Source organism: Solitalea longa, assembly GCF_002920915.1.
GTDB classification, from domain to species: domain Bacteria; phylum Bacteroidota; class Bacteroidia; order Sphingobacteriales; family Sphingobacteriaceae; genus Solitalea; species Solitalea longa.
Genome location: NZ_PQVF01000013.1, coordinates 1 through 15494, shown reverse-complemented (window position 1 = coordinate 15494; position 15494 = coordinate 1). Strand labels below are relative to the sequence as shown.

Annotated in this window: 12 protein-coding genes; 2 read left to right on the top strand and 10 right to left on the bottom strand. The window is 37.4% G+C overall.

Going from position 1 to position 15494, the window contains the following annotated elements; all coding sequences use genetic code 11:
* Window positions 1-4: 4 nt before the first annotated feature.
* Both C3K47_RS16285 and C3K47_RS16280 read left to right on the top strand, forming a co-directional pair.
* Window positions 5-895 (top strand): cyclase family protein, encoded by an 891-nt coding sequence (locus tag C3K47_RS16285; RefSeq protein WP_103790227.1) that lies wholly within the window; start codon window positions 5-7, stop codon window positions 893-895.
* 41 nt (window positions 896-936) lie between these two features.
* Entirely contained in the window at window positions 937-1617 is a 681-nt protein-coding gene (locus C3K47_RS16280) for a hypothetical protein (RefSeq protein WP_103790226.1), read from the top strand.
* A gap of 40 nt (window positions 1618-1657) precedes the next feature.
* On the opposite strand, the gene C3K47_RS16275 is transcribed toward C3K47_RS16280, so the two are convergent.
* The 10 genes from C3K47_RS16275 to C3K47_RS16230 all read right to left on the bottom strand — a co-directional run bounded on the left by C3K47_RS16275 (window position 1658) and on the right by C3K47_RS16230 (window position 14815).
* On the bottom strand, window positions 1658-2239 hold the full coding sequence (locus tag C3K47_RS16275; protein WP_103790225.1) for a hypothetical protein: 582 nt from the start codon (window positions 2237-2239) through the stop codon (window positions 1658-1660).
* 90 nt (window positions 2240-2329) lie between these two features.
* Complete coding sequence (locus tag C3K47_RS16270) at window positions 2330-2767, bottom strand: hypothetical protein (protein ID WP_103790224.1); 438 nt, start codon at window positions 2765-2767, stop codon at window positions 2330-2332.
* A gap of 91 nt (window positions 2768-2858) precedes the next feature.
* Window positions 2859-4376: an NADH-quinone oxidoreductase subunit N gene (locus C3K47_RS16265; protein WP_103790223.1), complete on the bottom strand. Its 1518-nt coding sequence runs from the start codon at window positions 4374-4376 to the stop codon at window positions 2859-2861.
* Between the two features lie 2 nt (window positions 4377-4378).
* Window positions 4379-6001 (bottom strand): complex I subunit 4 family protein, encoded by a 1623-nt coding sequence (locus C3K47_RS16260; RefSeq protein ID WP_103790222.1) that lies wholly within the window; start codon window positions 5999-6001, stop codon window positions 4379-4381.
* Window positions 6002-6004: 3 nt separating this feature from the next.
* Window positions 6005-8083 carry an NADH-quinone oxidoreductase subunit L gene (nuoL, locus tag C3K47_RS16255; protein WP_243392569.1) on the bottom strand — a complete coding sequence of 693 codons (2079 nt, stop codon included), beginning with the start codon at window positions 8081-8083 and terminating at the stop codon, window positions 6005-6007.
* Between the two features lie 27 nt (window positions 8084-8110).
* The gene (nuoK, locus tag C3K47_RS16250; protein WP_103790221.1) at window positions 8111-8425 is read right to left on the bottom strand and encodes an NADH-quinone oxidoreductase subunit NuoK; all 315 of its coding nucleotides are present in this window, start codon (window positions 8423-8425) and stop codon (window positions 8111-8113) included.
* Window positions 8425-8973, bottom strand: coding sequence for an NADH-quinone oxidoreductase subunit J family protein (locus C3K47_RS16245; protein WP_165784721.1), 549 nt, complete (start codon window positions 8971-8973; stop codon window positions 8425-8427). Before C3K47_RS16245 ends, nuoK begins: the two co-directional genes overlap by 1 nt.
* 21 nt (window positions 8974-8994) lie before the next feature.
* Window positions 8995-9579 (bottom strand): 4Fe-4S binding protein, encoded by a 585-nt coding sequence (locus tag C3K47_RS16240; RefSeq protein ID WP_317043041.1) that lies wholly within the window; start codon window positions 9577-9579, stop codon window positions 8995-8997.
* Between the two features lie 61 nt (window positions 9580-9640).
* A complete protein-coding gene (locus C3K47_RS16235; RefSeq protein WP_103790219.1) occupies window positions 9641-10690 on the bottom strand; it encodes a complex I subunit 1/NuoH family protein in 1050 nt (349 codons plus the stop codon).
* A gap of 327 nt (window positions 10691-11017) precedes the next feature.
* On the bottom strand, window positions 11018-14815 hold the full coding sequence (locus C3K47_RS16230; RefSeq protein WP_103790218.1) for a TIM-barrel domain-containing protein: 3798 nt from the start codon (window positions 14813-14815) through the stop codon (window positions 11018-11020).
* Window positions 14816-15494 lie beyond the last annotated feature (679 nt).

Below are 15494 nucleotides of genomic sequence, written 5' to 3'. Positions count from 1 at the left end.
ACTTATGAATAAAAGAGTAAAATTTGATTTCGAGATTTATTTCACCAACGGAGGTTGCATTAAAGGAGAAGACTTCAAACTTGATATTGCCGGAGATGATATTTCTGACAAAGCTTTGGTTGAATACCTTGTCGAGGATATGCGCTTGTTGATGGTAGGTGAAACTAAAATTTTGAACAAAGAGATTATCTCCGAACCGCATAAAAGAAAGCCCATTAACGAAACAACCCAAAACTCTTACCTGATCGATTTAAGTCATACCATTGAAAACGGTTTAATTACCTACAAAGGACTTCCGGCTCCTATTATTTGTGACTATTTAAGCCGTGAAGATTCGCGCAAGTTTTATGCCCCTGGTACCGAATTTCAGATCGGCAAGATTGAAATGGTTACCAATACCGGCACCTATATCGATTGTCCATTTCATCGGTTTGAAGGTGGCAAGGATTTCTCGGAAATTGGATTGGAAGCATTCACAGATTTGAATGCAGTTGTAATTAGGGTACCGTATACAGAAACTTTGAGTATTACTGAATCGCATGTAAGGAATTATGAAGTAAGAAACAAAGCTGTTCTGATTCACACAGGTTGGGATGAAAACTGGAATACAGAAAAGTATTATGAAAATCACCCACATTTAACGGAACAAGCCGCACTCTATTTAAGAGATTGTAATGTAAAACTGGTTGGTATTGACTCCCACAATATTGATGACACCAATGGTCGATCAAGACCAGTACATACCACTTTACTGGGAGCAGAAATTCTGATCGTAGAACATTTATGTAACCTCTATCTTCTACCTGATGATGGTTTTACTTTCAGTGCCATACCTCCAAAATTTAAAGGAGTAGGAACATTTCCGGTAAGGGCTATGGCGAAGTTGAAGAGATAAATAAATTATAATTTATTACATTGTTCTAAATCTGCCTTATTATGAAACAAGATTTATCGGAATCTTTAGGAAATTTACATAACCAACATAGATTGTATATTAATTCAGATTTTCTTAGGGAGGAGGAGAAAAATATTATATACCATTTAGATGACTTTAATTATTTAAAAAAGTTTTACCTTAAATACAGAACTTTTATCACTAACAATGAAGAAAATTATTTAAACAATAAGAAGGCTAGAAACCTTGATTTACCATTTCTTGGTCAGAAAGTTATTGAATCTGGAAAAGCTGACTTCATATTTTATTTTGAAGGAAGTCTATCTTCAAATGACAAACTTAGTATTACAGTATTAGCGCATTTATGGCTAACCCAAAATGATGAAATTATTAATAAATTTTGCGGAGAGGGCAAGTGGTGGACTAATAGTCATTATCGTAACATTCAGGAAAAATTTAATATAAAAACATCTGTTACTGAAAGATCTTACATTGCTGACTCAAAAAGATTTGAAAGCAATGAGAGATGCAGTAAGCTTATCCATGATGAAATTAAACTGTTAGAACCCAAAATAGTTATATGTGTAGGAAATACTGCAAAGGATTTAACAGGAATGAACTACTTTGATCTACCTACAAAATTTCATTACGTTAAATTCCCAAAATATCACAATGACAATGAAATCTATAATTCCTTGAGAAAGATCCTTGACAAGCTTTAGAAATCTTCAAGGATTTCTTACCAACTCTATGTACAGTCAACTATTTATCAGATGATTGTAGTTTCTGCGCCCATTTCCTCTGTTCCTCTTTCAATAAGCCATGATCAGTCTCCTGATCATATTGATTTTGAAGGTTTTTCAGTTCCCTGAAATATTTTAGGTAGAGTTGATGAATTGCCTGTGCGTAATGCTCATTTAAATTCAAACTGCTCAATTCCTCTTTAAATCGTAATGATTGGGCTTTGGTAATATCAAAATGAAGCTGCTCGTGCGATAGTTCATACGTTCCTTTGGCCTTTGCTTTCACCCAGGATTTACTTTTGATAAAATAAGTAACCATGGTTACAGTAATTATAGTGGTGTTTCCTTCAAATGAGGTTGCCCACTTGTAACCAAAACCACTATTGGTCATTGCGGCAAAGGGAAGCTGCTGATTATCACTAGCGACAAAATCATTCCATTTAAGCTGATAATCTGAAGAATGATAAATAGTATCAGCACCCGCTGAATAAGGTTTAACAATTTCAACGACTTTTAGCACATATTTTTCCTGGGCAAAAGCCGCTTTGGAAACCGTGAAAAGCAAGAAAATGGTAACAAGGAAAATTTGAACTCTGTACATTAGCTGATCTAGGCTATTTAAATTTTAGCAGCGGAGAAAAATAGCTAATTCAATTTTGAAATATCAAGCTCTAAAGAAAATTTAAAAATTTCAGACAGCTGCAGACCATTCCTTGTGGCTCATAATTCCTATCCTATTTTCGGTCAACTTCATATAGTCGAGTTTGATGACCCAAACAGTGCCTGCTATAACTTTAGCAAAAGGATATTTATCATAATAGGCCTTTTTAGCACGCTTATGCAAGTTTTCTTCAGGCTCAATTAATACTTCGCCATTAAATTGAACTCCTTGAATATGCGTTTTATCAAGTACATCTTGCCTGATTGCACCGGCAACTTTAGTTTGCTCAAGTGCCATTTGAATATGTTTTGTGGACTCTTTTGATTTAAAAACAAGTATGTTTTCTTCAGGATGATACACATAATAACACATACAGCAATACAGCGAACTATTTTCGCTTACGGCTAATGTTAAAACTGTTTGATTAAGTAAAAAGGTAGCTATTTTTTTTTCTGGGCTATTCTGCATCGTACACACTTATTCTTTTATGCAAAATTATTGAAAGAAGCACTTTTGTAAAATGATAAATATCACTTAATTAAAATAACTTCTTCTTTCCTTAAAAATTGATCAATCCAATTAGTTTGTTGGGAAAAACTCCTAAAAACAAAGTAAATAAAGCCAGAACAATAATAATTACCGAAAAAAGCAGATTTCCTTTATCAAGTGAGATCTCTGTTTTGGCTTTTCGCAAATAAAGGTTCAATGGAATTTTAAAGTAATAGAAAAGGGAAACCACCGTATTTACCACACCAAAAACGACCATGATCAGCAGTAGCACGTTTCCTCCTAGCATATAGGCCTCAATGGCAGCGGAAAAAATAAAGAACTTACCTACAAAACCTGCGGTTGGCGGTAAGCCTGTTAAGCTCACCAGAAAGATCACCATTGCTACTGAAACCAACGGATATTTCATCCCCATCCCTTTATAGTCCTCTAGTTCTTCTGAATGGAAGACGTTTGAGAAATAACCAATAACCAAAAACGCTCCAATATTAGCCAGTGCATAAACAAAAAGGAAAAACAGGATGGCTTTTTGCCCAGTCATTGAATAGGCAGCAACACCCATCAAAATAAAACCTGAATGACCAATGGCCGAATAAGCCATCAAACGTTTTACATTGGTTTGCCACAATGCCGAGAAATTACCTATAGTCATGGTTATTATAGCAAGCGCTGCCAACAGATTTTCAGTAGAAGCCAAAAAGACTGATCCTGAAGGAGAGCCACCAGAGTTTACAGCCCTTATAAAGGTAATGAGCAATGCTATTCCAGCCACTTTAGGTGCAACTGAAAGAAATGCGGTAATAGGAGTTGGAGCTCCTTCATAAACATCAGGCACCCAAACTTGCATCGGAAATGCGGAGATCTTAAAAAATAATCCGGCCAATGTTAATAAGAGTGCAACGGAAGCACTCATCAGATTTATAGAAGCTAATCCGTTATAAAAAGCTTGGTTGGTTATATCAAGAGTCCCTGTAAAACCGTATAACAGCGACATTCCGTAAAGCATAACAGCAGAGGCAACAGCACCAAACAAGGCGTATTTCATGCCCGATTCTTCTGAACGTTTATTCCCGGTCAGATAAGCGGCCAAAATATAAGAACAAACAGAAACGAACTCTATCGATAAATAGATCATCAGCAGATTTTGGGCCATCACCATAAAGTTTAAGCCTAAAGTTACCACCAGCACCAAACTATAGTATTCACTTCCGCCTTTTTCCGTATTTCTAAGTTGAAAATCACGCAGAGAAAAAAGCAATACCAGCAATCCGGAAATTGTTATCAAAACCTTATACCAGATAGCTGCCGTACTTAACTTTATCATTGCCGAAAATAAGACCACACCCTGAGGAGGTATAAGGATAAACTGATCAATCACTTCGAGAAATACAATAAAAAGACCTGAAACAGCGATGATTGCCACCAGGTTTTTGATTCTTTTTGCCCAAAACAAATCGGCAATGATCATCAGAATAAAAATGAAAGCTAGAGAGATTTCGGGCAAAAGGTAAATCCAGCTTCCTAAGGTATCATTTATTGATGATTGAATAATCTCTACAAAGTTCTTCATCCTTAATTCAATAATTTACTTAAGGTTTCAAGATGCAGACTTCCACTTTTCAATGTTGAATTTACAAGTTCAACCATGGCCGAATTACTCATATCAAAAAACAAGAAAGGCATAATACCCAAAACAAGCGCAACTACGGCCATTGGGCTTAAAGCAATAATTTCTCTTGTATTAACATCCGAAAGTTGCGATTGCCATTCTTCTCCACCTTTAAAACGGGTTTTCCCGAAGAACATCCGTTGTAAGGTCCATAAAAAGTAAGCTGCCCCAAGCAAAATACCTACAGCACCGACAACTGCCATCCACCGAGGAATTGAGTTAGAGTTAAATGCGCCAATTAACGAGAATGCTTCGGCAATAAAAGCCGAGAAGCCAGGTAATCCAAGTGAAGCAAAAAAGGCAATAAACACAAACACCGAATAAGTTGGCATTTGTGAGTACAATCCCCGAAAGTTTGCTATATCTCGATCATGAACGCGATTGTAAATAACCCCTACCAGGAAGAATAACATACTCGATAACACACCGTGGCTGATCATTTGGAACATCGCTCCACTAATACCTTCAACGGTTAACGAAGCAATTCCCAACAACACAAAGCCCATATGAGAAACTGACGAATAAGCAATCAGCCTCTTCAAATCAGAAGCAGCTAAAGCGCTCATCGCTCCATAAATAATCGACACCACGCCAATTAAACCAATAACCCAGCTAAAGTAGATCGCTCCATCTGGGAAAATACCCATACAAATCCGGATTATTCCATACCCTCCGATCTTAAGTAATACTCCGGCCAGAATGATCGAGATTGGTGTTGGTGCCTCTACGTGTGCATCCGGCAACCAGGTATGTAATGGTACAATTGGTACTTTAATCGCAAATGCAATGAACAATACGGCAAATGCTAAGAGACGTGGCGACACCCCAAACAATAGGGTTGAAGAATGAATATCGAATACTGAACCCTGAACATAATTGGCGGGGTTCATCATTGAAAGCATATCAAAAGTGTGGGCTCCGGTTACTGGATCTTTTACTGAAAAATATAAACCAATAATAACCAACAACATGAAAACCGATCCCAATAAGGTATATAAGAAGAACTTAATTGATGCATATTCTCTTCTCGCTCCTCCCCAAATACCTATTAGGAAATAAAGCGGCAACAACATCAATTCATAGAAGATATAAAACAAGAAGAAATCAAGCGCGCTGAAAACGCCCATAATTGCGGCATTGAGCAATAAAAACAAGCAGAAATATCCTTTCTCATTTGTTTTTATTTCCCATGAAGCCAGAGCGGCGATTGCCATAACAAAAGCCGAGAGTATTAACAGTCCAATGCTGATACCATCTACACCCAAAAAATATTGGATCTGGAGTTTACCCAAAGTTCCCAGGTTGAGGTTTATCCATGAGTGCTTTTCAACAAATTGAAAAGTTTGCTCATTGAATACACCTGGTAGCGAATGATTAAAGTGGGTGTACATAAATCCTGCTATTATCAATTGTACAATTGAAACAGCGAGTGTAATGTATTTAAATGTATGATTTAATGATGAAGGCAGCAGTGCCACCAGTATCATAAAAGCAATAGGAAGAAAAATGAGTATACTAAGCGTCATTTATCAAAAAATATAACTCAAAACTATAATTAAAATCAAACCAAAAACACCCAATGCCATGTATTGTTGGACTCGTCCGGTTTGAAAACCTCTGATCAGATTGCCCAAACGGCCAGCTAAGGCTGCAATTCCATTTACAAAACCATCTACAATATTACGATCGATCCAGTCAACAATTGCAGATAAGCTTTGAACAACACTAGCTGTGCCATTAACAAATCCATCAACAATATTGGTATCGAACCATCGGATAGAGTTAGCCAACAGCACAACAGACTTCACGATAACCGAATTATACAGCTTATCAAAATACCATGCATTATAAGAGAATTTATAAAGAAAACTCTGTTTCGAAAGAAACGTCATCTTTTGTTTATAGTAAGCGAATCTTGCTACTAAAATCATTGCAACAGCAAGAACTACCGTTATAATTGGCACCCAACTTTCGGCAAATTCCATATACTGAATTTTAGGACTAAACGAATTTAATGGAACGATTAATCCTTCATAAATCCATGAATGAGTTCCATGTAAAGGATTGATACTAAAAGCTGCGAAAAGGGAAAATATTGCCAAAACCACCATTGGAATAGTCATGGATTTGCCCGATTCATGCACACTTACATCAATATTTTCAACTGTTTTTTGTAGACGATTTTCAGCCCAAAACACTTTAAAGATCATTCGGAATATGTAAAAAGCCGTTAATGCTGAAGTGACCGAAAGAAGAACGGCAACGATAGTTGAGCCCGGTTTCTCCCCTGACCATGCTCCTATTAAAATCAGGTCCTTTGATAAGAAACCCGAGAATAGTGGCAAACCAGCCAATGAAAGAGACGCAACTAATAAAACAAGATATGTAACCGGCATTTGCTTACGCAATCCACCCATTAAACGCATGTCTTGCGGATCGAAATCGAGATGATGCTTATGTTGAACATGATGAAGCTGATGAATTACAGAGCCGGCACCTAGGAAAAGTAAACATTTAAAGAACGCATGGGTAACCAAGTGAAATAAAGCGGCCTGCCAGGCGCCAATTCCCAATGCGGCAATCATGAATCCTAACTGAGAGATCGTAGAGTATGCCAACACCTTCTTTAAATCATTTTGGGTAAGGGCAATTGTAGCCGCCATAAAAGCCGTGAAGGCACCAATTGACGCAATAACCGTTAGCGCATCGGGATTAAACAATGGATAAACACGGGCGGTTAAGTAAACACCTGCGGCTACCATTGTTGCAGCATGGATCAATGACGAAACAGAAGTTGGACCTTCCATGGCATCTGGCAGCCAGACGTGTAAAGGGAATTGAGCCGATTTAGCAACCGCACCTGCGAATATGCAAAGACCTGCTGCTGTAAGCATCCAGGAATCAAGTGTTTTAGCTTGACCAAATACATCAACAAATTTCCACATTCCGTTTTCAACCACTGATTGTTGAATTAACCCTGCTTTACCAGCAGTGCCAAATAAAGCACTCAAGTCCAGTGTTCGAAACTGCGTGAACAAAATCATAATGCCCACAAAAAATGCAATATCTCCTATTCGGTTAACAATAAACGCTTTTTTATTTGCAGCAGCAGCCGAATCACGATCGAACCAAAATCCAATTAAAAGGTATGAAGAAAAGCCTACAAGTTCCCAAAAGATATAGATGAGTAAAAGCGAATCAGCTAACACAACGCCTAACATCGAAAACATAAACAGGCTTAAATGGGCAAAGTATCGGTTATAATACTTTTCGCCCTTCATGTATTCGGTAGAATAAATAAGTACCAATGTGGTTATAAGGGTTACTAAAACCAGCATTAACGACGATAAATTATCGATCTTAATCCCTGCATTAAGTTTTATAACACCTGTATTCAACCACTGCCAAGTAAAATGATGAATTTCGGAATTCCAGGTATTGATAAAGCAATACACCGAAAGCAAGAAACTTACAAATGAAAAGAAAATAGACAGCCAGTCGCTTTTGCGCGGCTTAATGAAACCAATAATTAAAAACGACAGCAGAGGCAAAAGCAATGCTCCTAATGCAGCTCCTATTACAGTTGTGATATGTTGTGTTTCAATCAATTTTATACTTTCTACTTGCAACAATTACTAATATTTCATTTCTTCCACCTGATTCGGTTCAACAGTTTTAAACTGTCGATAAACGTTTAGAATAATCGCAAGGGCAACGGCCACGCCTGCTGCTGCCAAAACAATTGCGAATAGAGCAAATACTTGTCCCTCGTTCTTTTGTTTGTCAAAGGCACCAAATACAACCAGGTTTAAGATACCGGCATTGATCATCAGTTCAATACCGATCAAAATCATAATAGCGTTCTTTCTGCTTAAAACAGAAAATAAGCCGGCGCTAAACAAAACAGCGCTTACGATCACAAAATGTTCTAAAGGTATTCCGTTTAACATTATCGCACCCTCTTTCTGCGAGCCAAATATGCCGCTCCAATTAAAACTGCCAATAAATAAACCGATATAGCTTCAAAAGGAAGCAGATAAGTGGTCATAAAATTCACGCCCAACACATGAGCAGAGTTTTCGCCTCCTACATAAGAAATATTTTCAAGAGTATTCTGTTTTATCCATGATAGCTGTCCCACATTAGCCAACCACACAATAGAGAGTAGACCTGCAAGTACAACCAGTGACAAAAGAATTCCACCTATAACATTTATTGGAAACAACTTTGTTTCGGCTTTAGGATCAGTTAAAACAGCAAAAACATTCCGGTTTGATAACATTATACCGAAAAGCATAAGAATAACGATTCCGCCCACATACACCATTATTTGTGTTATGGCAATAAAGTCGGCAAAAGCAAAAACATAAATACCGGCTAAGCAAAAAAGCGTGGTAAAAAACACGAACACTGCGCGGGCTAAATTCCGGCAGGTAACTGTATAAATTGCGGAAGCAACGGTTATAAAACTTAGAATGTAAAAAATCGCCTTTAACAATGCTAAAATCTACTAGTTAACTTAATCTTTCTTAGTTGCAGCGGCTTTTGCTGCAGCGCGCTCTTCATTAAACTTATCGAGCATTAATTGCTTTTCAACAGCCTGCTGCTCGGTCATTACCGAAAATTTACGATCCATTTCATTAATGTCAAAAACACTAACATCGTACTCACTAGTCATAATAATACATTCGGTTGGACAAACCGTTGTACACAAGCCACAATACATACATTTTGCATGATCAATAAAGAACTTAGAAGCATGCAAACGTTTTGTGGTTCCATCGGATGTTTTTCCAATATCTTCAACCGCCTTAATAGATTCGATGGTAATGCAATCGACGGGGCATATTTTAGCGCAAAGATCACAAACTACGCAATCATCTATTGCCACATCCAACTGGTAACGACCTATTTCGGGTACAGGAATTGCCTGGTGAGGATACTGAATGGTAACTATACCCTCCTGCTGTTCAAAATAATTATCATTAGCCACACCATCAAACTTACGGCCATTTCTGGCTGCCCAAATGTGCTTAATGGTGAGTCCCATACCTTTCAGTACGGAACCAATTCCGCTAATAATAGTTGAACCTTTATTTTTCAATTTATATCTGATTAATTGGGAATCCCTTATTTATAAAACATTTGTTTAGGTGGGTGGTTTTCTACATCACCAGCAATCGCCAAATACCTGAAATAAACAAACAGGCAAAGGCAGCAGGAGTAAGTACTTTCCAACCAAAACCCATTAATTGATCAACTCTAAAACGCGGCAATGTCCAACGAATCCACATTTGCACTAACACTAACATTAGTGATTTGCTCATTATCCAAAAAATGCCCCATAAAGCTCCAGTTGTCCAGGTTGCGAGTTTAAGCGGGCCAATATTTGGAAAAATAGTATTCCATCCTCCTAAAAATAACACCACTGCTACCATCGAAACTAACAACATCATTCCATATTCTGCTAAAAAGACTAAGGCAAAACGAATTCCGGTATATTCAATGTGAAACCCCGCAACAAGTTCTGATTCTGCCTCCGGAATATCAAACGGTGTTCGATTTGATTCAGCTAATGAAGCGGTAAAATAAATCAGGAAAGCGATAAACATATGTGGAGCCTGGAAAATGTTCCAGGCAAGTATTCCGCCCACCTCATTTACTTTCCAGAAGCCTAAAAACTTAATAGTATCTGTTGCTAAAATCCCCTGATTTAATGAGATAGTATGCAGACTTAAGCTTTGCACCAACATAACAGCTGAAATAATTGCAATACCTGCTGGGATTTCATACGAAACGATCTGCGCAACAGATCGTGTTGCGCCATAAAGTGCATATTTATTGTTAGAGCCCCAACCAACCATTAAAAAACCCACAACTTCAACTGATATAATGGCAAGAACATAAAATACACCCAAGTTCGAATCAGTACCAATGATCTCAGGAGCTAATGGAATGGCCGCAAAACCCATATAAACGGATACGAAAATAATTATTGGAGCAATAACGAACAGCCACTTATCGGCTGCTTTAGGAATAATATTTTCTTTTTGTATAAGCTTTAAAATATCCGCAGCAGTTTGCAACAAACCAAACTTTCCAGTTTCCATTGGCCCTAAACGGTCCTGAATAAAAGCTGAAACTTTACGTTCGGCCCATACGGCTGCAAGTGCATACGTAACAATGAATAAAAGAATGCTGATTGCAATTATCATTCGGCTTTTGCTTTAGGCTCTAGCTACAAAGAAACTAAATTATTCGGAGGAATTACGAATCAAATAATCAAAACCCTACAAGTTTGATAGTTTTAGAGTGGTATATAAAGTTTAATTTCTCTGTTACTGCTACATGAATTCACTCTTATTTTAGAGTTATTAAAAAGAAATATTGAAGGTAATATGATTGCCTTCAAATCACTATTTATAATTATTGATTATCTAGCCAATCAAAATTGAGTTTTATAAACTGTCAGTAAAACTGAACTTCAGACCATAAAAAAACTGCCGGTAAAATTAATTACCGGCAGTTTTTATAAATATTGTTTAAAACTTAACTGAATTCATTTTCGCATCTATTAGTAAGCCTCCTGTTGCTTTAAGATCGAACTTAATTTTTTTCTTCGCTTTAAAACGTAAAACAAACAAATCTTGAGAGCCTTTTAAGGCTTCCTTTTTACCAACATTAATAAAGGTTGGATACAGCACTTTTTTACCATCAGTATGTAATCTATCTTTAGTAAAGTTTTCCATCTCTTTGGTATTCAACTGATTTAATCCAACAAACTCATAATCTTGAGCATTATAAGGAATGGCAAAACTTAGCGCATTTATAGAAATCAGGTTCATGCCTTTAACAGTAACTTCAATGATTTCATCCTTTCCATAGTCTTGTTTTGGAACTCGTAGCTCAAGACGTCCCGCAACTTTTTCAGTATTAGTAGCATCAACATCACCATCCAATTGAGTAGCTACTACAGAAATATCATACGCATCGATAATATCGTTTTTATTGATGTCACCATTACTGATATATCCCTCAAAGTCAGCATCACCTTTTTTCAATCCGGTATAGTTGATGTAAGAAGTCAAGTCATTACCATCAATTAAGCGGTCGTTATTAATATCACCCGGTAAATAACTTTCGGTTCCTGGAACTTTAAATACATATAATTCTCTGCCCGAACCAAAATTTCCAACGGCACTAGTAACCGCAATTTTGATATAACGTGCACTAGGCTGACCATTAAAAGCAAATGTTTTTAAGTCGTTCGAACTCTTCCAATCAAAAGTACCGGCAGCAGTCCAGGTTTCTTTATTATTGCTATAGTAAATGCTGCCTTTTAACAGAATGCCATTAGTACCTCCATTACGAGGCAAATAGTCAAATCGATCTAAGTGATTAACCGTTTTTAAATCCAGCATCATATCAAATGGAACTGAGTTTCCATCCCATGTGGTATGCCACATACTACTTTCATCAAAGTCGAAAAGATTTGAAATCGCTCCACCTTCCTGGTCTTTTGCAGTTAATTCAGCAGAAATATTCGGAATGGCAAATTGATAAGGATTTGACTTGGTGGATGCGCTAAACTGTTCCCAGCTTGAATAACCGTCCTTATTTACCGAACGAATTTTAAAAGCATAGGTAGTTTCAGGAGACAGATCTTCGAATACTAACACGGTATCTTTTATCGTGCTGTAATTAATATCATTAAACAGAATCTCATAATAATCGGCATTGGCAGCTTTAGTCCAGGTAGGCTTTAAAGTATAAGCGGTAGCATTTTTATCAGATACTCTAGCATTGAGTGCAACTGAAAGTGTACCGGTTTTTACGCGTTGTTTATCAGTAGGTTCAAATTTAAAACCTTTAATTTCTACCGTAGTGGCGTTGGCAGTAATATCGCTTGAAGCTAATTTTACTAAAAACTGTGGATTTTTAGTGATAGTTGTTTTTTCAAATTCACTTCCTTTGGTTGCAAACTGATTAAAGTTGGGTGAAGCATTATAGTAATAAACGTTTTCAGAGTGATTAAAATCACTTAACGATTTTGCTTCCGAAAGTTTCAATTGTTGCTTGCCAACTTTTGCCGAAACAGCTTTAGGCTTTTCAGTTACATTAATTCTAAGCTCAGTAGTTTTTGATTTTACAAAACCTTCGAAATTTCCTTTCATCGGCTGAATGGAAACTAGCGCATTACCTTTGCTGTCCGTTTGGGTTTCGATCAGGGTTGAAGAACCTGCACCCAACTTATAGGCTTCAGTTACACCGTCGTCATCATATTCGGTAAACGAATTTTTCCCGCTGGCATAAATTTCATAAATACGAGTTTTATTGTTGATTTCAGAAACATTATTGCTTGCATTGCTCATGGGAATAATTGCTCCGTTTTTCACAAAAACAGGTAATTTCCAAATAGGTGCATCGAAACAATTAATGATTCTATTCCCATCATATTTTTCTCCCGAGAAATAATCAATCCAAACTCCTTCAGGCAAATAAATACCATTTCTAATATCATTACCCTTATCATCAGACTGCGTTGCCTGATAAATTGGAGCAATCAAAAAGTAAGGTCCATACAAATATTGATATTTAGTTGCGGCTCCTTGAGTATAAGCATTCGGATACTCCAGGAACATTGCTCTCATAATCGGCAAACCGTTTACAGCTTGTTTAGCAATGCTGTACGAATAAGGTAAGAGCGCCGATTTAAGCTTTAAGTAATTACGATTTATAGAGGTAGCTGTTTCACCAAACGCTTGCGGATACTTTTCATTAGCACCCCAGCCATCCATATTTAGCTGCATAGGTGTAAAGGTTTTCCACTGGAAATCGCGAACATTAACTGCTACATTTTTCCCACCGAAAATACCATCCATATCTGATGTGATATTAGGCTGACCTGATAAACCCGAACCTATATAAGTTGGAATATGAAAACGAATATACTCCCAAACGCCGCCAGTTTGGTCGCCACTCCAGATAGTTGCAAAACGTTGCGTACCTGCCCAACCATCCAGCGAAATAATAAATGGACGACTGTCATTTCCATAATAAGGAGTCAGGTGCGCCACATCGGTCACGCCATTTAAACCAAAAGAATAACCGGCACCAACCCATGCCACATCGGTTTTAAGTACGCGAACGCCTGCAGCCTTAACTTCCTTAACAATATCGCGTTGCAATAGAGGAGCAACCTCGGCTTTAGGATGGAGGTCTGACTGCGTCCACAGGCCTATTTCTACACCATTTTTACGCGCATAGTCACCAAAGCTTTTCAGATTTTGAATATTTCCATCCAAGTTATCGGTTTGACCATACCCGGCACCATAACCATCATTAGGTAGAATCCAACCCAATGGCATATCATGGGCCTTATAGCGATCAATAACCGCACGAGCTGAAAACTGATAGTTATTTTTTTCGCCATTCAACGATTCTCTTATCCCTCCATTATCCGTTTGACTTTCTTTGTATTTCTTGCCATCCTCAAACAAAATCCCATCAGGGTTCTCTTTCCAGAAATCGCGGTTATAGGCATTCAAATGACCTTGATAAAAACCAAACTTAGGTAACAAAACCGGATTACCGGTCAATTGATAAAAATCGTTTAATAGCGCAACTGCACTATCATCAACCATCACAAAAACATCTAGATAATTGGTTTCATGCTTTAATTTAACAATACCTTTCTCCTTTGCTCCAAAATCATACGTACCCATATTAAAGGTATGCCACATAATGCCATAACCATTAGTAGACCAATAGAAAGGACAAGGAGAAGCTACGCCTCCATCGGTCCAGCTATTTTGATTTTCAATAGCAACAGTTTTTCCTTTATGAGAAAAACGACCGTTTTGAACGCCTCCACCATAAAAATATTCTTGCGGATACTCTTTTAAAGACAATACAACACCTTTCTTATCAAACGTAACCGGTGAAGTAGCTTCCATTACCACCGTATTAGTTTTAAGATTAATGACTTTAAACAATTCAGTATTCTTATCAATTAAAACTGAAACAACCTTAGAGGTAATAGTAATCTTATCATTAATATCTGTGACATTAACCTTATCAACAGGCCTTCTTGGATTTTCAACCAAAATTTTGGCCTCGGGTTGAGCTTCCGGATCCCGAATAAGTCCTCCAGAACTATCCTTAAAAAGTCTGAAGATATTTTCTCCGTAAAAATCAATGGTTAAAATCTCATTATTAGCGAATACCACCTCTACTGTAGAAGAATTGATCTTTTGAACCTTAACAACTTTTGCATCAGGTTGATTTTCTATTCTTACTTCGCTTTGCACTGGAGTACCATTTACCTCCAGATTTGACATTAATGAGATTAATGTTAGCAGTAGAATAGCTCTGGTTTGTATTTTAAAATTCAATGTTAATAAGGTTTTGGGTTAATGATTGGTTCAATCAAAATCTTCATAAAAAGGCATCTTGAATAATACAACCGCCAAATTAATACTTAGAAAGCGACTAACTGGTATAAAAATTAACGTAATCGATTGCGTAAAATAATTTCAATGAAAGGTCTGACAGGCGGTTATAAAATAAAATGATTTTGGTCAAGAAATAGACGTTGCAAATAATAGGTTACAAATAAAAGAAAATCCCGGTCTAGTACATTACACTACCAATAGTCCCGCTTTCCATTCCAAGTCCTCGCCTCCCCGACACAAGAGCTAGCGCCTGGCTCCGGGCTTTCCATTACAATCGGGTTTAGAGTGGTTGGGGGCAGAAGGTTATTTAGTTGATTGGTAAATTGTTAAATGGTTTTATTGTTTTATTGTTAAATATAAACCAAAGAGGTGCACAGCGTTTCACAGAGTCATTACTACTCCGTGCGCCTCTGTGCAACCCTGTGGTTATCCAGCCCCTTTAACCATTTCACAATACAACCATTAGCCATTTAGCCAGGTCCCTAAACAAACAAAGCCCCTTGGCGTGAACCAAGAGGCTTGTATAAAAATCGGCACCGACCTACTCTCCCACCTGTTACGGCAG

What these genes read in the sequence shown, in the direction of transcription:
- C3K47_RS16270 (WP_103790224.1), bottom strand. Translation starts at nt 2,767, where the DNA reads ATGCAGAATAGCCCAGAAAAAAAAATAGCTACCTTTTTACTTAATCAA.
- C3K47_RS16230 (WP_103790218.1), bottom strand. Translation starts at nt 14,815, where the DNA reads ATGTCAAATCTGGAGGTAAATGGTACTCCAGTGCAAAGCGAAGTAAGA.
- C3K47_RS16285 (WP_103790227.1), top strand. Translation starts at nt 5, where the DNA reads ATGAATAAAAGAGTAAAATTTGATTTCGAGATTTATTTCACCAACGGA.
- C3K47_RS16265 (WP_103790223.1), bottom strand. Translation starts at nt 4,376, where the DNA reads ATGAAGAACTTTGTAGAGATTATTCAATCATCAATAAATGATACCTTA.
- C3K47_RS16260 (WP_103790222.1), bottom strand. Translation starts at nt 6,001, where the DNA reads ATGACGCTTAGTATACTCATTTTTCTTCCTATTGCTTTTATGATACTG.
- nuoK (WP_103790221.1), bottom strand. Translation starts at nt 8,425, where the DNA reads ATGTTAAACGGAATACCTTTAGAACATTTTGTGATCGTAAGCGCTGTT.
- C3K47_RS16275 (WP_103790225.1), bottom strand. Translation starts at nt 2,239, where the DNA reads ATGTACAGAGTTCAAATTTTCCTTGTTACCATTTTCTTGCTTTTCACG.
- C3K47_RS16280 (WP_103790226.1), top strand. Translation starts at nt 937, where the DNA reads ATGAAACAAGATTTATCGGAATCTTTAGGAAATTTACATAACCAACAT.
- C3K47_RS16235 (WP_103790219.1), bottom strand. Translation starts at nt 10,690, where the DNA reads ATGATAATTGCAATCAGCATTCTTTTATTCATTGTTACGTATGCACTT.